The organism is Streptomyces sp. NPDC031225 (assembly GCF_055570355.1).
The window spans coordinates 1-17,767 of the sequence record NZ_JBVIHJ010000003.1; the positions used below are offsets into that span (position 1 = coordinate 1).

The 17,767-nt window shown below is 70.5% G+C and carries 18 protein-coding genes; 7 read left to right on the top strand and 11 right to left on the bottom strand.

Going from position 1 to position 17,767, the window contains the following annotated elements:
• On the top strand, positions 1 to 517 hold a 517-nt coding region (locus tag ACZ48Z_RS05500), incomplete at its 5' end, for an SPFH domain-containing protein (RefSeq protein WP_468734474.1).
• Positions 518 to 1,194: 677 nt separating this feature from the next.
• Positions 1,195 to 1,740, top strand: a complete 546-nt coding sequence (locus ACZ48Z_RS05505; RefSeq protein ID WP_468734475.1) for a hypothetical protein — start codon at positions 1,195 to 1,197, stop codon at positions 1,738 to 1,740.
• Positions 1,741 to 1,877: 137 nt separating this feature from the next.
• Here the strand turns inward: ACZ48Z_RS05505 and ACZ48Z_RS05510 are convergent, their stop codons facing one another.
• Together ACZ48Z_RS05510 and ACZ48Z_RS05515 are read right to left on the bottom strand one after the other, a co-directional pair.
• Positions 1,878 to 2,060: a hypothetical protein gene (locus ACZ48Z_RS05510; RefSeq protein ID WP_468734476.1), complete on the bottom strand. Its 183-nt coding sequence runs from the start codon at positions 2,058 to 2,060 to the stop codon at positions 1,878 to 1,880.
• 5 nt (positions 2,061 to 2,065) lie between these two features.
• A complete protein-coding gene (locus tag ACZ48Z_RS05515; protein ID WP_468734477.1) occupies positions 2,066 to 2,281 on the bottom strand; it encodes an SPFH domain-containing protein in 216 nt (71 codons plus the stop codon).
• A gap of 872 nt (positions 2,282 to 3,153) precedes the next feature.
• Between ACZ48Z_RS05515 and ACZ48Z_RS05520 the strand changes: the two genes are divergently transcribed.
• Together ACZ48Z_RS05520 and ACZ48Z_RS05525 are read left to right on the top strand one after the other, a co-directional pair.
• Complete coding sequence (locus ACZ48Z_RS05520) at positions 3,154 to 3,360, top strand: DUF2180 family protein (protein ID WP_468734478.1); 207 nt, start codon at positions 3,154 to 3,156, stop codon at positions 3,358 to 3,360.
• 102 nt (positions 3,361 to 3,462) lie between these two features.
• Positions 3,463 to 5,154 carry a sensor histidine kinase gene (locus ACZ48Z_RS05525; protein ID WP_468734861.1) on the top strand — a complete coding sequence of 564 codons (1,692 nt, stop codon included), beginning with the start codon at positions 3,463 to 3,465 and terminating at the stop codon, positions 5,152 to 5,154.
• A gap of 14 nt (positions 5,155 to 5,168) precedes the next feature.
• Here ACZ48Z_RS05525 and ACZ48Z_RS05530 read toward each other — a convergent pair whose 3' ends face one another.
• The 7 genes from ACZ48Z_RS05530 to ACZ48Z_RS05560 all read right to left on the bottom strand — a co-directional run bounded on the left by ACZ48Z_RS05530 (position 5,169) and on the right by ACZ48Z_RS05560 (position 11,332).
• On the bottom strand, positions 5,169 to 5,858 hold the full coding sequence (locus ACZ48Z_RS05530) for a response regulator (protein WP_468734479.1): 690 nt from the start codon (positions 5,856 to 5,858) through the stop codon (positions 5,169 to 5,171).
• A 259-nt stretch (positions 5,859 to 6,117) separates the two neighbouring features.
• Positions 6,118 to 6,681, bottom strand: coding sequence for an Rv1733c family protein (locus ACZ48Z_RS05535; protein ID WP_468734480.1), 564 nt, complete (start codon positions 6,679 to 6,681; stop codon positions 6,118 to 6,120).
• A 19-nt stretch (positions 6,682 to 6,700) separates the two neighbouring features.
• Positions 6,701 to 7,207, bottom strand: coding sequence for a flavodoxin domain-containing protein (locus ACZ48Z_RS05540; protein WP_468734481.1), 507 nt, complete (start codon positions 7,205 to 7,207; stop codon positions 6,701 to 6,703).
• A 15-nt stretch (positions 7,208 to 7,222) separates the two neighbouring features.
• Positions 7,223 to 7,951 carry a CBS domain-containing protein gene (locus ACZ48Z_RS05545; protein WP_468734482.1) on the bottom strand — a complete coding sequence of 243 codons (729 nt, stop codon included), beginning with the start codon at positions 7,949 to 7,951 and terminating at the stop codon, positions 7,223 to 7,225.
• Positions 7,952 to 7,964: 13 nt separating this feature from the next.
• Entirely contained in the window at positions 7,965 to 8,588 is a 624-nt protein-coding gene (locus ACZ48Z_RS05550) for a hypothetical protein (protein WP_468734483.1), read from the bottom strand.
• A gap of 1,120 nt (positions 8,589 to 9,708) precedes the next feature.
• Positions 9,709 to 10,887, bottom strand: a complete 1,179-nt coding sequence (locus ACZ48Z_RS05555; RefSeq protein ID WP_468734484.1) for an acyl-CoA dehydrogenase family protein — start codon at positions 10,885 to 10,887, stop codon at positions 9,709 to 9,711.
• Positions 10,888 to 10,957: 70 nt separating this feature from the next.
• The gene (locus ACZ48Z_RS05560) at positions 10,958 to 11,332 is read right to left on the bottom strand and encodes a four-helix bundle copper-binding protein (protein ID WP_468734485.1); all 375 of its coding nucleotides are present in this window, start codon (positions 11,330 to 11,332) and stop codon (positions 10,958 to 10,960) included.
• 106 nt (positions 11,333 to 11,438) lie between these two features.
• Between ACZ48Z_RS05560 and ACZ48Z_RS05565 the strand changes: the two genes are divergently transcribed.
• Positions 11,439 to 11,816, top strand: a complete 378-nt coding sequence (locus ACZ48Z_RS05565; RefSeq protein ID WP_468734486.1) for a DUF6479 family protein — start codon at positions 11,439 to 11,441, stop codon at positions 11,814 to 11,816.
• Between the two features lie 348 nt (positions 11,817 to 12,164).
• Here ACZ48Z_RS05565 and ACZ48Z_RS05570 read toward each other — a convergent pair whose 3' ends face one another.
• Positions 12,165 to 13,802: an MFS transporter gene (locus tag ACZ48Z_RS05570; RefSeq protein WP_468734487.1), complete on the bottom strand. Its 1,638-nt coding sequence runs from the start codon at positions 13,800 to 13,802 to the stop codon at positions 12,165 to 12,167.
• A gap of 160 nt (positions 13,803 to 13,962) precedes the next feature.
• On the opposite strand from ACZ48Z_RS05570, the gene ACZ48Z_RS05575 reads away from it, so the two are divergent.
• A complete protein-coding gene (locus ACZ48Z_RS05575; RefSeq protein ID WP_468734488.1) occupies positions 13,963 to 14,958 on the top strand; it encodes an Lrp/AsnC family transcriptional regulator in 996 nt (331 codons plus the stop codon).
• A gap of 552 nt (positions 14,959 to 15,510) precedes the next feature.
• Positions 15,511 to 16,884, top strand: a complete 1,374-nt coding sequence (locus ACZ48Z_RS05580; protein WP_468734489.1) for a Tat pathway signal sequence domain protein — start codon at positions 15,511 to 15,513, stop codon at positions 16,882 to 16,884.
• Positions 16,885 to 16,977: 93 nt separating this feature from the next.
• Here the strand turns inward: ACZ48Z_RS05580 and ACZ48Z_RS05585 are convergent, their stop codons facing one another.
• Positions 16,978 to 17,685, bottom strand: coding sequence for a FadR/GntR family transcriptional regulator (locus tag ACZ48Z_RS05585; protein ID WP_468734490.1), 708 nt, complete (start codon positions 17,683 to 17,685; stop codon positions 16,978 to 16,980).
• Between the last annotated feature and the right edge of the window lie 82 nt (positions 17,686 to 17,767).

Below are 17,767 nucleotides of genomic sequence, written 5' to 3' on the forward strand. Positions count from 1 at the left end.
CGCCCAGACCACCCTGCGCAAGGTGGTGGGCCGGCACACCCTGGACGAGACCCTGTCGGAGACCGACCGCATCAACCTGGACATCCGCGAGATCCTCGACGTCGCCACCGTCGAGTGGGGCGTAAAGGTCACGCTGGTCGAGCTCAAGGACATCCAGCTGCCCGAGAGCATGAAGCGCGCGATGGCCCGCCAGGCCGAGGCCGAGCGGGAGAAGAGGGCGAAGATCATCAACGCCCAGGGCGAGTCCCTGGCCGCAGCGGCCCTCGGGGAGGCGTCCGACATCATGATGGACCACCCCCTGGCCCTCCAACTGCGCAACCTGCAGAGCCTGGTGGAGATCGGCGTCGACAAGAACACCACCGTCGTCTTCCCCGCCCCGCTGATGAGCACCATCGGCGAACTCGGCTCCTTCCTCGCCCGCGAGACCGCGGCAGCGGGCTCCGCGACGACGCCGCCCGCCAAACGCGTCACGACCAGCCCGGACCCCGTACCGAACGGGACCCCCATGGCTGTCTGATCAACCGCGTCACCGTGGGGGGGGGGGGGGGGGGGGGGGGGGGGGGGGGGAGGGGGGGGGGGGGCGGGGGGGGGGGGGGGGGGGTGTAGGTCACCACCCCCCCCCCCCCCTCCCCCCCCCCCCCCCCCCCCCCCCCCCCCCCCCCCCCCCCCCCCCCCCCCCCCCCCCCCCCCCCCCCCCCCACGGTGACGCCGGGTAGTGGTGCCTTGTGCCATACCTGAATGGGGCTACGCTGGTGGTCAGACGTCCTGGACCCCGGCGGCACACTGCCAGTTGACACGGATGTATTGGGCGGCCCCGCGTACGGCCGCCCCGTGCTTCCCCGGCGGCTACCGGCGCGATCCCGACTCTCCTGCCGTAGGCCGCATTCGCGGACGCACGGTGCTGGGCGTGGAGCCCATGACCGTGTCCTGGGGCATCTGCAAGGACCGTTGCTCCAGTCCTCACTTTGCGAAGACACACGCCCTGTCCCGCATCATGGCGCCGTGCCGACCGCTTCCGGATAGAGGCACCATGCCCATCCCTCACGTACTGACAATGCATCGGCACAGCACAGGTGGCCGTGCCCTGACCACCGGGACAGGCGAACCCGGCGCCGGTCCGGTGTCCCGTACCGGGCCTTCCAGCGGGCTTGCGCCCGTGTGCCCGGACATCGAGCCCGGCATCCGGAGCTTGCCGTGGTGACCACGCCGGACAGAACCCAGGCCGCCGACACCTCACCCCATGAGCTGCAGATCGAACAGCTCCTCGCCCGCCGGCGCTCGGTCGTCGCCTGGTGCAACCGTCATCTGATGGCCATCCACGCCCTGTCCACCCTCATGACCGACCACCCGGGCGTAGTCGACGCGGCTCTGTCCGAAGTGCTCAGCGACCCGGCCGAGCCAGCTACCGCCCGCGCCCCAGGAGAGGAATCTGCCGCTGCTGCGCCCGCTCCTCACCGAGCACGCTCGCACCCCGCTCCCGCGCATCTGCCCGCTACGAGGGACCGCTGTCCCGACGTAGCCGCCTCCCCGTTCGACCGCGTCGAACTCGCTCTCCACCTCATCGGAGACCGCTCCTGCGCCGCCGTCTCCCACCTGCTCGGTCTCCCCGAGCGCGCCGTCGTCGCCTCCTTGCGCTCGGGACTGTGGGTGCTGTTCACCCCCTGCGACGGCGATTCCGGCCACTCGCCGCGGGCGCAGCACTCCGCCACCGCAGCGGACCACCGCCACGGCCCGGCCTGAACCGCAGTGGAGGCGGACCACAGCCTGCGGTGCCCTTCGTGGTGCCGCCGGCCCTGCACGTGAACAGACAGCGAGGAAGACCCCTCTATGAGCACCCGCATCAACAACGAGGCGCCCGACGCCGCCCAACCAGCGCCTCAGACCCGGCCCCCGGACAAGGCGGCACCGGCGGGGCGGATCTCGCGGATGTCCAGGTTGATGCGGTCGGTCTCCGACAGGGTCTCGTCCAGGGTGTGCCGGCCCACCACCTTGCGCAGGGTGGTCTGGGCGATCTGGTTGATCGCGTCGTGCACGTTCTCGATCGCGATGACCGACTTCACGGCATCTACGCCACCGCCGACACGTCGACGCTGACGTTGTCGCGCGTGATGATCCCCTGCGACTGAATGGGCATCGTGACGATCCGCAGCGAGACCCGGTGCAGCACGTCGACGAACGGGATGATCAGTCTCAGCCCCGGGGCACGTGCCCCCGCGATCCGGCCGAACCGGAACACGACCCCCTTCTCGTACTGCCGCACGATGCGGATCGACGTCGCCAACCCGATCAGGGCCAGGACGACGAATACACCACGACTGTGATCAAGGCTGCCTTGTCGGCTCCCTCGGAAGACGGGCCAGTGCTCGGCGAGCAGTCAGGTCCGGGGAATGCGTTGCCTGCCGGACTACCGGACAGGCGCGGGGCCGATGGCAGGTCCCGTGGTGAGCCTGCGCCGCCTGCGGGACCCGGGGGTAGGGCCGAACGGGCCCCGCAGCCACGCTGACCGGCCCACCCGAACCGGCCCTGGCGGAAGGCCCAGGACATGGTGCGGCATCACGGGATGCGAACCAGTTCCCCGACTGCGGTCGCGCAGCCGGGCCCCCGGGCGGCTGTCGCTGTCCAGGACCGAGTCCGGGGACTAGTGTGGGTGGTGCTGCCCTGGTCCCCGGCCGCGCCGCTTCACCGCGATGTCGCACCGGAGCACTTCCGCTCACTCGTCGCAGGGCCGTGTTTCGTTCTTTGGACCCGGTGGCCCTGGGCTACCCGATGCGTCCAGCGAGGCGTCTCTCCTGCCTCGCCCTCCTCGACAGGCCATCGAAGCCCTGGCGGTACTCATGTACCTGCTGCTCCTCCCAACGGTGCTCCCGCTCGCCCTGATCGGCACGATGACGGTGCTGTCCTGGTGGGAGGACTGCCTGATCCCGCCAAGACAGTCCGAGGGGCTCCCCGCAGCGTCGGTGGTCGTGTCCCTTCGCCCCTCGGCGCTTGCCGAGATGTTGGCCGATGGGCAGCACCGCACGCTCGCAGGGACCGCGGAACGGGGACGCACAGCTCGTACGTCGCTGAAGCCTGCGCCTGTTTCAGGACTCGGCTCGACCGGCGTGCTCGCGCACCCCGTCGCATCCGTCAACCCTTCAGAGAGGAGAAGAAAGCATGAACTGCTACGAGTGTCACCAGTCCGGGACGGCCACCGCTGCCGTCGCAGTCTGCCGGAACTGCGGAGCCGCCCTCTGCCCCGATCACGTCAAGGTCAACCCGCAGCATCTGGAGCGGCCGGAAGGCATGGGTGTGACCACCCTCAAGGAACCCGCTCGCCGCATCACGTGCCTCACCTGTCATGACGCGGAGCACCAGTTCTGACCTGGCCGCGCCACCCACCGGGCACCAGCAACAACAGACCGCCCGGGACGACCGAGCGACCGGAGGCAGCAAGTGAACGTCGAGGAACACGCACGGTCCGGGATGGTGCCGCAACTGCGTCTGGACGAGCTGCTCGAAGAACTCCAGACCCAGATCCGGGTGGTCCGCGGCACGCGAGGGCGCCTTCACGGGCTGCTGCAGGCGATCCTGTCGGTGGGCCGCGAGCTCGATCTCTCCCAGGTGCTGCGCCACATCACCGAGGCCGCGGTGGTCCTGGTCGATGCCGAATACGGCGCACTTGGTGTCATCGGTCCCGATCAGAGCCTCACCCAGTTCATCACTATCGGTGTCAGCGAGGCCGAGCAGGCCCAGATCGGGGCTCTGCCCGCCGGGCACGGCGTACTCGGGGAACTGATCAGGCATCCGGAACCGCTGCGGCTGGCAGAGCTGTCGCAGCACCCGGCCTCGCACGGCTTCCCTCCGCATCACCCGGCGATGCACTCCTTCCTGGGTGTGCCCGTCAGTGTCCGAGGAGAAGTGTTCGGCAACCTCTACCTCACCGGGAAACGCGGTGGTGCGCAGTTCGACAGCGAGGACGAAGCCGTCCTGTCGACCCTGGCCGTAGCGGCAGGGGTGGCGATCGACAACGCCCGCCTGTACGCGGAGGCACAGGTCAGAGAGCGCTGGATGGCTGCCGGCGCCGAACTCACCCGCGGCCTGCTCTCCGGAACCCCGGAGACGAAGGTGCTGGAGCTGATGCTGACCCGGGCGCAGGACATCACCTCGGCCGATCTCGGCGTGGTCGACCTGGTCACTGCCGGAACGCAGGAACTGCGCGGCGTACTCGCGCTCGGGGAGGGTGCCGCGCTGCATCGTGGTGTGAGGCTGCCGCGCGAGGGAACTCTGAGCGGGGCGGCCCTGGCCGCAGGGCAGTTGATCGTCACCTCGGATGTGGGGAGTGATCCGAGGGCCACCTACTGTCCCGAACGCTGGACGGGGCTGGGGCCGACGGTCGCCGTTCCCATGAGTACCAGTGACGGAGATCGCGGGGTACTCGTCCTCGCGCGCACCGCCGGGTGCCCGCCTTTCACCCAGGCGGAGATCGAGCCGCTGCCCGGCTTCGCCGGCCAGGCCGCCCTCGCGCTGGAACTCGCCGACCGGCGCAGGGCGGCCGAGCAGGTGAGCCTGCTGGAGGACCGCGACCGTATCGCGCGCGACCTCCACGACCTGGCCATCCAACGGCTGTTCGCCACGGGAATGACACTGCAGAGCGCGCATCGCTTCGTGGCGCACCCGGAAGGGACCGAGCGGATCGACCGGGCGGTCGACGACCTCGACACCACCATCAAAATCATCCGGTCCACGATCTTCGGTCTGCGGGCCCACGACAGCACCGCGACCGGCCACGGCCTGCGGGCCCGTGCGTCCAAGACCGCCGAGGAAGCCGTTCTCGCGCTGGGGTTCACTCCTTCCCTGCTCATGGAGGGACTGCTCGACACCGATGTCCCGCACGCCATGGCGGACGAGGTCGTGGCGGTGCTGAGCGAAGCGCTGGCGAACATCGCCCGGCACGCACACGCCTCGTCCGCGGAGATCGCACTCGTCGTCCGCAAGGAGCGGCTCACCCTGACCGTCACCGACGACGGTGTCGGAATCGGCGAAGGCGGACACCGCAGCGGGCTGCGCAATCTCAGCGAGCGAGCGCGGAACCTGGGCGGTGAACTCACCCTGGCCGCACCGCCCGAGAGCGGCACCCTTCTGTGCTGGGGCGTACCGCTTCCCGATCGGCGCTAGCGCGGCCCTGCGTATCACGTGTTGTGGCACAGCGGTGCGAGCCGGACCGCCAGGACCGCTGCCTGGACGCGGCGCTCGACCCCGAGTTTCGCCAGAAGCCGCGCGATGTGGTTCTTCACGGTCTTCTCCGACAGATAGATACGCTTGCCGATCTGCCGATTGGTGAGACCCTCACCGATGAGATCCAGTATCTCGCGTTCGCGCACGGTCAGAGCGCCCAACTGTCCTGCCTCTGAACCCGGTTGCCCGGAGGGCGCGCGCAGACTGCCCATCAACCGTCCGATGGTCGCCGGGTCCAGCATCGACTGCCCCGACGCCGCTGTCCGCACCGCCGTGACCAGATCAGAGCCCTTGATCTGTCTCAGGACGTAGCCAGCCGCCCCGGCCATGATCGCGTCCAGCAGGGCATCGTCATCGTCGAACGACGTCAGCATCAGACAGGCCATCTCTGGCATCCGGGCACGCAGTTCACGGCTGACGGTGATGCCGTCACCGTCAGGAAGGCGAATGTCCAGGATCGCGACGTCCGGACGCAGCGCCGGGCCGCGGACCAGCGCCTGGGCGCTGGTACTCGCCTCGCCGACCACCGTGATGTCCGGCTCCAGATCGAGCAGGTCATGCGCTCCGCGTCGTACGACCTCTTGATCGTCGAGCAGGAAGACCCGGATCGGTGACTCCGGTGTGAAAACGCGTTCCTGGCTCACATCGCCCTCCGGGCGTCGGTTGTCCCCGTCGATCGGGCCTGGCCCTCTTCAGTACCCGCCCATGTCCGTAGCCCCACCGCCGCTCCCAGCCCGAGGGTCCTCCGGCGCACATTCCGCACCGCGACGGCAACGAACTCCGCGGCGCGCACCGGCCGCAGTGCCGGCCCCCAACTGCCACACCTAGGGAGCGAACAGCCATGACCACTCCACGAGTTGACCCGGCCCCTGTATCAAGATGCTCTGCGGGAAGCCTGGCGTCTCAGGCCCGATGAGCCCATTGAGGCTCGACATCGGCCCAGGCCCGATCCCACTCGATCAACCGCCGGCGAAAGCCGATACGTACGACAACCAGCCGGACATCGAGCACCGCGAAGATGACACCCGCGAACGCGGCGACACCTGCACCCGCGGACCGCGCCACGACGGCACAGGGATCAAGCGGTGCCGCTGTGACTCGACTGCGCCGATCAACCCAGATCGTGGTTGTCGTCCCGCTGAGGCTGTCGGCCGTTACCGTGGCGATCCCGGTCTTCTCGTGGCCCCGGACGCTCCAGCGGACAACGGCCTTGCCTTTCGTACCGACCACTCCGCGCTCTGTGTTCAGGTTCTCCGCGGGAGCACTCCCGATCAGCGTCGCCTGCACCGGATTCCGGGAACTTCGTTGCTGCTCACCCCTGTCCGGCTCGTGGTGGCAGGTGGCCTCGACCGCCACCTCGCAGGCGAGCGGGGCGGCGAGCACGAGAAATGCTCCCAGCAGGAGCCGGGTCCACGCCTCGACAATGTCCGAGGTCCGGCGCAGCGGATTGCTCCGCCACCGCCACATCGCGGTCCGGCGCTCGTCATCACACCTGCGCCTCCGCGGCGCTCTCCTGCGCGATACCGGTGGCCCACGAGGAGATCCGGTCGAAGTCCCGATAGTCCCCGCCGCGTCCGGACTCGACGATCATCCGTGCCATGCGGCCTCGCGCCCCGGCTTCGAGCCGGCCGCCGAACGTCACGTGCTGCCGGGCGTCGAGGCGCACCGACGCGCGCCGGGCGCCCCGCACCGGTGGGATGTCCCGCTTGTCGGCCGACGCGTCGAGCGGACCACTGCTGAACAGCCACACCGCCCGATCCAGCAGCGCGGCACGGTGCCGGCGCGCGAACCGCACCGCGTCCCCGTGCCAGCGGCCCGCGTACAGCGCGCCGCCGAGAACCACCACGTCGTACGGGCTCACGTCCCTGACCTCGGAAGCGGGATACACCTCGGCGTCCATCCCGTGGGTGCGCAAGGCATCCGCGACGGCGTCGGCTATCCCCTGTGTCGAACCGTTCTTCGTCCCATACGCGATGAGTGCTCGCCGTGCCATGGCCGATCCTCCCTCTCAGAGTTTGTGGATCCAGGCGTCCGCGACGTCCTTCAGGTCTTCCTCCACCGCCTCGCCCACGCTGTCGTCGATACGCCAGGTCAGCTCGGAGACGACATCGATCACACCGTCGACCTGCTGGATCATCCGCTGCGCGACCGTGGCCTCGATGCGCCGCTCCACCTCGCCCGTGAGCGTGACCACCCCGTCGTGCACGTCGACAGCAACCGCTGCGGGTGGCAGGCACAGGGCCCCGCCCAGTACCTCTTCCACGGCCTCACGGTGCAGGTGCGCGTCCGGCCGCAGGAAGATCTGCAGCAGGTCCCGCCGGGTCACGATGCCGACCAGGCGGTCCTCCTCGTCGACGACCGGCAGCCGTTCGACCCCGTGCTGCGCCATCATCCGCGCGCCGACGGCGACGGTGTCCTCGGCGTGCACCGTGACGGCCGGCTTCGACATCAGTTGGCCGGCCGAATGGGACCGAACCCTGACATCGTCGTCCCCGACCCCTCGCCCCTTGGGCAGGAAGCGCAGGCGCGGGGGCTCGGGGGAACCCGCTGTGCGTGCCTGGTGGAGCATGAGGTCGGTGCCGGAGACCACCCCGATCACCCGCTCGTCGCCGTCCACGACGGGCAGACCACTGATCCTTTGGTGGGCAAGGAGACGGGCGACCTCCTTGAACGGAGTGCCGAACTCGACGTGTACAACGTCGCCCGTCATCACAGAGCCGATCTTGCTGTGTCGCATGACTGCCGGCCCCTCAGCTCAACCAGTGGTTGTCGCGCACGATCGCCCTGCTCTCCCAGCCACGGCCAAGGCCCCACACCCGACCGGCATGGCCGACAGCGAGGGCGATGAGAATCGCGCCGTACAGGACGTGGTAGTCGACCAGCGGGTTGGACGACATGCTCGGCGCACCGGTCGCGAGGTGCTGGGCCGGCGGCCACTCGGCAGCCCACATCAACGCCATCATCACGGTGCCCGCGACGGCGGCGAACCGCAGCGCCACGCCCGACATCACGGTGACGCCGATGGCCAACAGCCCCAGCATGAACAGCCAGTCCACCCAGGTGTCGCCCGCCATGCTGTGGAAGGTCGACTGCAACGGTCCCGCAGCGACCCCGCTCAGGAAGCCCTTGGTCGGCGAGCCTCCGTCGATCCAGCCCTTGCCCGAAGCGGTCGCATAGCCCAACCCGAAAGTCTTGTCGAGGAAAGCCCAGAGGAAGACGAACCCGGTCAGGATCCGTACGCCCGCGAAGACCATGGCGAACGCGGTCGACCGGGTGGTGTCACGCGCCGCGACGGATGTCGCCGAGGTCGATGCCCTGCGGCGCGAGGGGAGCCCTAGTCCGGCTCGCCCGCTCGAATGATCGTGAACTGCCATAGCGATCCCGTCCTCCTGGCGCTGCCACCGCAAGTGCGGTGACCTCTCCAATGTCCCGCTCCGGCCGTCGTCGCGCTCTGGGCCGAAGGACCATGCAGGGGGCCAACCGGCCCTAATACGAGGCGCGATCAAGTTCTCGGCAGAAGCGGCTGCAAGCCGTGGAGAGCACACGCCGGACGTGACACATGTGTCTGGACACAGCGGCTCCGTCAAGAGGAGTCCTACGAGGACAACGTCCCGCTCCTCATGATCGGCCAGAACCGGCAAGCAGAGCTCCAGCAGGCAAAAGCTGATCACGACTTCGTCGGGCAAGAATTGGAGCTCCAGACGAACACCGAACCGACTCGGGCGATCCATGCCATGACCACAGAACTTCACCGCCGAATGTTGGAAGCCCCGACCAGCGGTAACAGTCCTGACACGGGTAACCGTCGGTAGAGCGATCGCCGGGTGAGCGCCGGAGCCGCATCGACGGCCTCGTTCGATATCCGGACTGCCTGGACGACCAGTTTGTTCCGGCGTCGCGCTACAGCTGTAGGCGAAAGTCTGAACAGGCCGCCCCGCAGCCGTGCAGGAAGAGACCGATCGGCCCATGGAGTACGGTCCGGAGCCTTGCCAGGCTCAACTCAGATTTCACTGGCACGCTCGTCGCGGAACGCCACCTGCCGACCATCATGCCCTCCCCTGCAACGCGAACCCTTCGCCGAAGCCCTGACCGCGGTCGAGGAGTACCTGGAGATGCCGTACCGCATACGACGCCGCCCGGCGTCCTCGGACCTGGTCCGGCAGCAACTCACGGACGAGGTCAGCAGTCTGCCGGCGCGCATGGCGTTCCACCAGGCAGGCTCCAGATCGAAGCGTCGTCCGTCGCAGGGCCGTACGCGATCCTCGTCGCCACGGCCCGCGCGGAAGCCGGCGCACAGATGAGTCTCGCCTGGCAGCAGGCACCCATCAGGACCGACGAGGGGATGAACCTCGGCTCCACCTATCCCCGTGACCGATCAACAGCCGCCCGAGCAGCCTGCATTGAGGTGATGCGCCGTCACCTCTGAGAAGCAGCAGCGATCTTGGTGCCAACTATCCCTCTTTTGTGCCAACCAAAAACCCTCGTCACAGCAGGCTAACGCCGTACGCGCGGCATACCCAGACCGATCCACGAGATGATCTCCCGCTGGATCTCGTTGTTGCCGCCGCCGAAGGTGAAGATCACCGCCGAGCGGTAGCCGCGCTCCAGTTCACCGTGGAGGACGGCGCCCGCCGAGCCCTCCTTCAGCGCGCCGGCCGCCGCGACGATCTCCATGAGCCACGCGTAGGCGTCCCGGCGGGCCTCGGAGCCGTAGACCTTGACCGCGGAGGCGTCCTGGGGGGTCAGGGTGCCGTCCTGGACGGCACCCACCATCCGCCAGTTGAGGAGCTTGAGCGCGTCGAGGCGCATGTGGGTCCGGGCGAGGAGGCGGCGCACCCAGGGCAGGTCGATCACGCGGCGGCCGTCGGTGAGCTTGGTCTCCGACGCCCAGCGCTGCACGTTGTGCAGGGCGCGGATCGCCATCGTGCCGTGGGCGGCGAGCGTGACCCGCTCGTGGTTGAGCTGGTTGGTGATCAGCCGCCAGCCCTGGTTCTCCTCGCCGACGCGGTGCGAGACGGGGACGCGGACGTTCTCGTAGTAGCTGGCCGTGGTGTCGTGCGAGGCGAGGGTGTTGATGACCGTGCACGAGTAGCCGGGGTCGGTGGTCGGCATCAGGAGCATGGTGATGCCCTTGTGCGGCGGGGCGTCCGGGTCGGTGCGGACGGCGAGCCAGACCCAGTCGGCGGTGTCGCCGTTGGTGGTCCAGATCTTGTGGCCGTTGACGACGTACTCGTCGCCGTCCCGTACCGCGCGGGTCTTCAGGGACGCCAGGTCGGTGCCCGCGTCGGGCTCGCTGTAGCCGATCGCGAAGTCGATCTCACCGGCGAGGATGCGGGGCAGGAACCAGGACTTCTGCTCGTCGGTGCCGTACTGCATGATCGTCGGGCCGACGGTGTTGAGGGCCATCAGCGGCAGCGGTACGCCGGCCTGGGCGGCCTCGTCGAAGAAGATGAACTGGTCCGTCGCGGTCAGTCCGCGGCCGCCGTACTCCTTGGGCCAGCCCACGCCGAGCCAGCCGTCGGCGCCGAGGCGTCGGATGGTGTCGCGGTAGAAGCGCTTCTGGGCGTCCCGGTCGGTGAAACGGGCGTGCGCGTTGTCCGGGACCAGATCGGCGAAGTAGGTGCTCAGTTCCGTGCGCAGCCGTTGCTGTTCGGGTGTGTGGTCGAGATGCACGACGCCTCCAGGCTCCCAGGCCGGTCCTGACGGCGCACACCGTAGAACGTGTTCCAGAAATTGGGAACGGTCAGACCAGGGTCGCCATGAAGTCCGTGCACACCTGGGCGCACTCGCGGCACGCCTTCGCCGCGTCCTCGTTGCCGGCATGCCGGTCCAGGACCTGGGCGCACTCAAGGCACACCGACCGGCACCATTCCAGCTGGACGCGGATGCCGGCCTCGTCGAGATGGTTCTCCTCGGAGAGCACACGGCAGGTCGCGTCGCACACCTCCGCGCACATGATGCCCTTGCGGCGCAGTAGTTCCTGCTCCTCGGTGCCGTCCGGATCGACCAGGCTCGCACGCAGCGCACAGATGCGTGCACACTCGGTGCACGCCTGGGCACAGGCGAAGCGGTCCTCCAGGAAACGGAAGAGTTCCTGCTGGGAAGTAGTCGTCGTCACACCGGGCGGGTAGCCGTGGTCCGGGCCGCCAAACCCGGTGTTCCCGGGGTTTCCGGCCTGCCGGGCCGAGTCGGTTCACCCGGGGTGCCCGGGGTACTCGCGTGGCATGAACCAAGCCGTGAACACCGAATGGATGGACATCGCCGCGGGCCGGGGCGGCCTCGCGGCCGGGCTGATCGTGGCGGGTGTGGTGATCGTCGGGGTCCTGATCGGCGCCTTCTGGCTGGGCTCCCGGGTCAGGCGCAACGAGTCTCGCCCGCCCACGCCCGACGAACAGCCGAAACTGCCCGAGGGCGGTCCGGTCCGTGAGGTCCGGGAGCACCGGGAGGCCGACGAGATGCCCAGGAGCGAGACCCGGCTGAACCCGCACGAGCTGCCGGGCCACGGCAACAGTCCCACCCGGACGGGCTCGTCGCAGGAGCGGCCCCGCTGGGACGAGGGCGGCAGCGGCGGCTTCGGCAGCGGTGGACCGGGACGCAGCTGACGTGTCCGGCCGGTGAAGGTGCTCAAGCACTTCCACGGCCGGGCACCTCTGCGTCCGGGCACTTCCACACCCTGTACGGCTGGGAGCGCAGGCGGGGAAGCTGAGGCCAGCGACCGGGGACCGGGTCTGCGAAGCGGACGGCCCAACGCTTCAGGGAGCTGCGGCACCGGAACCCGGGAAGCGGTCTCGGATGGGCGACAGCCCGGCACCTTCCCCGGCTCCGACCTTCCGGTGGGCGACAGCCCGGCACCTTCCCCGGCTCCGACCTCCGGTTCGCCGAACGTCCGGCTCCCGGGGCGGCCCGAGGGTGCGACACCCCGGCGGCCGCCCCGGGAGCCTTGTCTGCCCTCAGCCCTCCCCGCGGCTCCCCGCCGCCGTCGCCGTCGCCGCAGCCCCCTCGACGGCGACACCACCGCCCGCCGGGTTGGACGCGGCGACCTGCGTGTGCCCGGCCCCCGCGTTCCAGGGGCGGCGCAGCAGGACGAGGGCGACCAGCGCGGCGAGCAGGGTGAGTGAGCCTGCGACCGTCAGGCACAGCCGCAGCCCGTCCAGGAAGGCCTCGCCCAGGGCGCCCATGGCCCGCCCGGTGTCCGCCCCCAGGTCGAGCCCGGCGACCGCGCCCAGGCCTCCCTGTTCCGCCGCCGCGAGGACCCGTTCCCCCGCCGGCCCGGTCACCCCGGCCTCGGCCAGGTGAGCGGGGAAGGTGTTCAGCGCCCGGGTGGTGAGCAGGGCCCCCAGGACGGCCGGGCCGAGCGCGCCGCCGACCTGGCGGAAGGCGTTGTTGCCCGCCGCGGCCATGCCCGCGAGGTGGTGCGGCACGGAGGCCACGGCCGTCGCGGTCATCGGGGTCATGACGACCCCCATTCCCAGCCCCAGGGGCGCCAGCCGCCAGGCCAGTGACAGGAAGGAGGTGTCCGCGTCGACGCCGGTCAGCGCGAACAGCGAGGCGGAGACGAGGAGCAGACCACCCGCGATCAGCACGCGCGCGGAGATCCGGTGCATGAGGCGGCCCACGGGCCCGCCGACCAGGAGGGCGCACGCGGTCACCACCAGCAGTCGCCGGGCCGCCTCCAGGGTGTCGAGTCGCTGCACCATCCCGAAGTAGAGGCTGAGCAGGAAGAAGAAGCCGATCAGCGCGAGGAAGGTGATCATCGCGACGAGTGTGGTGGCGGTGAAGGCCGGGCTGCGGAACAACGCGAGGTCGAGCATCGGACTGTCGCTGCGCCGCTCCGCGAGCACGAAGGCGACACCGCCCACGACGGCCACCGCGAGGGCCGTCAGCACCTTCGGGCCGGTGAAGGAATCGGCTCCGCCCTCGATGACGCCGTACACCAGGGCGGTGACGGTCACCGTGGCGGAGATCTGGCCGGGCCAGTCCAGCCGCCGCTCGAAGGGCGCGCGCGAGTCGGTCAGCAGCCGGGCTGCGATGCCGGCGGCGAACAGCGAGACCGGGATCGCCAGCAGGTAGATCCAACGCCAGGCGAAGTGGTCGAGGATCACCCCGGCGACGATCGGGCCGACGGCGAGCGCCGCCATCAGCGAGGTGGCCCACAGGCCGATGAACGTGCCGCGCTCCCGGTGGTCGGGTACCGCGTGGCTGATCAGCGCCAGCGTGGTGGGCAGCAGCGTGGCCGCGCCGAGTCCGGCGAGTGCCTGGCCGATCCACAGCATCTGCACCGACTGGGCGGTGAGCGCGACGGTGGCACCGGCCGCGGAGAACAGCAGCCCGCCCAGGAAGACCTTCTTGCGTCCGTACACGTCACCGACGACTCCGGCGGTCAGGATGAACGCGGCCATGGGCAGGACGAACGCGTCCTGGACCCACGACAGTTGGGCGGTCGTCGCGTTCAGCGCCGACTGGATGACGGGCAGGCTCACGGCGACCGTGGTGACCGGCAGGTAGGCGACGAAGACGCCGAGGCAGGCCATGACGAGCGTGGCCGTGCGCCGCTCGGCCGGCCCGCTTGCCGGGGTCGTGACATTCACGGGGAACTCTCCTCTACGGCGACGCACGCCGCGGTCGTTCACTTGCTTCTCGGGATCTCGGGCGCCCCAGCTTCGGTGACACGGGCCCGAACCCCCAACGCCGTAGCCGAAAGTGCATGTAAACCTCCACGGCGGTCACCCCTGCTGCCACACTTCTCCCATGGCCGACGAGATCGACAGGAAAATCCTCCGCGCCCTGCACCACGCCCCGCGTGCCTCGTTCCGGATGATCGGTGAGGTCGCCGGAGTGTCGGAGCAGACCGCTGCCCGGCGCTACCAGGCTCTGCGGCGCGAGGGCGTGATGCGGGTGGTGGGCCTGGTCAACCCGGAGGCACACGGCCTCGCGCGCTGGATCACCCGCATCCGCTGCCGCCCCGACCGGGTCGCACCGCTCGCGGACGCGCTCACCCGCCGACCCGACATCGCCTACGTCGGTCTCGCCTCCGGCGGTTCGGAGATCATCTGCATGATCCACTCGCCGGTCGACGCCGCGCGCGACGACATCCTGCTCCGGCAGCTGCCCAAGGCCGCCTCCGTGCTGGACGTCAGCATCGACCTGCTGATCCACCCCTTCGGCACCAACGGCTTCTCCGGGTGGGGCGGCTACGGCGGTCACCTCACTCCCGAGCAGGTGGACCTGCTCACCGCCGACCGGCCTCCCGCGCCCGCGGAGCCCCACGACCCGCCCGGCGCGGAGGACACCCCGCTGCTCGACGCGCTCACCGAGGACGGCCGTACCACCCACACCCGGCTCGCCGAACTCACCGGCTGGTCCACTGCACGCGTCGCCCGCCGGCTCGCCGCCCTGGAGTCATCGGGGGCGCTGTCGTACAGCGTCGACCTGCTCGCCGAACGGCTGGGATACCACCTCAACGCCACCCTCTGGCTGCGCGTCGCCCCGGCTCATCTCCAGCGTGTCGGCGAGGAGTTGGCGGGCCACGACGAGGTGGCCTTCGCCGGAGCCATGAGCGGCGACCACAACATCATGGTCGTCGTCACCTGCCGGGACGCGGAGGACCTCTACCGCTACCTCACCACCCGTGTGGCCGCGGTGCCCGGCATCGACGCCTACAGCGTCAGCATCAGGCTCCGCCGCCTCAAGCAGGCCGCTTCGCTCATCGCGCACGGGAGGCTCGTCCCTTCGGGTCCGGCATAGCGGCCGCCTGAGGCCGGCGTCCTCCCCCTGCCAGTACGCGGAGCCGAACCGGTGCGGCCCGGCCATGCCGACCGTCAGCCCGGGGAACCCGCCCTGCCCACTCGGGCATCCGGCGCCGACGCGCAGCCCCCGGCGAGTACGCGACCCGCACGGTCACGGGGCCGGGCGACGGCGTCCGTACGTCGAGTTCGGCGGCCGCCGCGCGCACCCCGTCGCGGACGCCGATATCAGCGGCAGCGCCATGCAGCCCCGGCGCACCGCCGGTGCTCATCGCTCCACACCGGCTCCAGCCTGGCGGGCCGGCTCCGCACCAGCCGCGTCCCGGCCGCCGCGTGCCGGTGGGGCTCGGCGTGGGGCCGGCCGACGAACCCGGCGGCCGACGACCCCGGGTCCACTCGGCTCCGCCGGCCGCTTCCGGTCACGCCGGCCGCGGGAAACCGGACAACTGCTTCTCGGATCCCGGACGTTGACCCGCCACCGAGGCGACAGCAGAATGATGCCCGCCCCTTGAGAGCGCTCTCAGGCACTCCGCCCATCCTTCCGAGGAGACCCATGAACGGCAGCCCACGCCGGCCCCTCAGCCGCCGTACGCTCATCGCGACCGGCATCGGTGCCGCGGTCGTCACCGCGACCGGCACCGGCCCGGCCCGGGCGGCGCAGGGCGGGTCCGCGGCCGCCGCGCCAGGCCGTGCGCGGGCCTTCCTCGCCGCCGCCATGGACGCCTACCCGGACCACGGCCCGATCCGGCTCACCCAGAGCTACGCCGACCAGGCGGGCCTGTTCAGCACCGCGTTCACCTACGACAACGCCCTGGTGATCCTGGCCCTCCTCGCCGGCCCCGCAGGTGAGAGCCGGGCCGTGGCGCTCGGTGACGCGCTCCTCTACGCCCAGTCCCACGACCCCGCCCACGACGACGGCAGACTGCGACAGGCGTACAACGTCGGTCCCTACACCTTCTACGACGGCTCCCCGCAGCCGGACGGTTTCGTCCGGGCGGACGGCACGGCCAACGTCGGTACGCAGTTCGGCTTCACCGGCACCGCGGTGGGCGACATGGCGTGGGCCGGTATCGCGCTCGCCGCGCTCGCGGGGCGGACCGGTGAGCGGCGTTTCCTCACCGGCGCGGTGCGGATCGGCGAGTGGATCGAGCGGGTGGCGCGCACCGACGAGCCACTGGGCGGCTACAAGTTCGGCGTCAACGGGGCCGACGAGCGGCTGCCGTTCACCTCGACCGAGCACAACACCGACCTGGTCGGCCTGTTCGGGCGGCTGGCCCGGCTCACCGGGGACAGGGTCTGGCGGGAGCGTCGCGCACGGGCGCGAGCGTTCGTGGAGAAGATGTGGGAGCCGTCGGGCGGCTTCTTCTACACCGGCACCAACGACGGCGTGACGATCAACAAGTCCCCGGTCCCCGAGGACACCCAGACCTGGACCCACCTCGCGCTCGACTCCCGGACGCACGCCCGCTCGCTCGACTGGGCCGCGACCGCACTGGCCGTACTGGACACGGCCGACCGCCCCAACAGCACGGTCCCGTCCGGCCAGTCCTACGACGGCGTCACCTTCAGCTCCGCGAGTCTGCTGGCGAACGAAGCCGCCCCGATCGCCGACGGCCAGCCGCGGCCGGACCGCAACGGCGTCTGGTTCGAGGGCACCGCCCACCTCGCCCTGGCCCTGCGCGAGCGAGGCTCCGCCCGCGACGAGCAGCGCGCTCGCCGTCTGCTCGCCTCGATCGAACGTGCCCAGGACCTCCTCGGCGGCTCCCAGACCGTCGGCGCCACGGCACTCCCCGCCCGCTCCGGGGTCGTCTCGGCGAGCAGTCCGCTCGACACCGGTTTCGGGTTCGGCTACTACCCCTACCGGCACGCGGGCGCCACCGCCTGGTACCTCCTGGCCGCAGCCCGGGCCAATCCGCTGCGGACGTGACCTGGTCTCCGGTCTCCGGTCTCCGGTCTCCGGTCTCCGGGAAAGGGCACCACACGGCACGGTCCCACGACGTCCCGGCCCTGGACCGCCGGGCTATGAGGCGGTGGCCGACTCCAGGGACCGCAGGTGTTCCCGCAGCCACTGCTCGGTGTTGCTCACATGGAGCAGCGCAGCCGCCTGGCTGAGGGCCGCGTCACGTGCGGACAGGGCCGCGAAGATCGCCTCGTGCTCGGCGAGGGTGCGGCCCGCAGCCCGGGTGTCGACCAGGCCGCGCCAGATGCGCGCCCGCAGCGTGCGGCCGGAGATGCCTTGGAGGACGGCGAGCAGCGACTCGTTGCCGGTGGCCGAGACGACGGCCCGGTGGAAGGCCGCGTCATGGACGTTGAGCAGCTCCACGTCGTCACGCGCCTCACGCATGGCGTCCAGGTGCCGCTCGACCTCGGCGAGCTGCTCGTCGGTGATCCGCGTCGCGGCCAGCGCGGTGGCGACCGGTTCGAGGAGCCGCCGTACCTCCATCAGGTCCCGCAGGGCGCCCGAGTCGCCCTGGAGGAGTTCCACGGCCCCGCCCAGACCCTCCAGGAGGAGGCTCGGCTGGAGGCTGGTCACATAGGTGCCGTCACCGCGCCGGACCTCCAGGACCCGTGCGACAGCCAGCGCCTTGACCGCTTCGCGGGCGAGGTTGCGGGACAGGCCGAGCTGGGCCGCCAGGATGGCCTCCGGCGGCAGCTTGGAGCCGGGAGGCAGCAAACCCGTGCGGATCAGTTCACGGATCTGCTCGATGGCTTTGTCCGTCAGGGACACCGGGGCCTCCTTCCGAGGGGTGCCGCCCGATCATACGGGGGGCGACAAATGTGTGATCCATACCAGTCGGACCGGAGCCTCC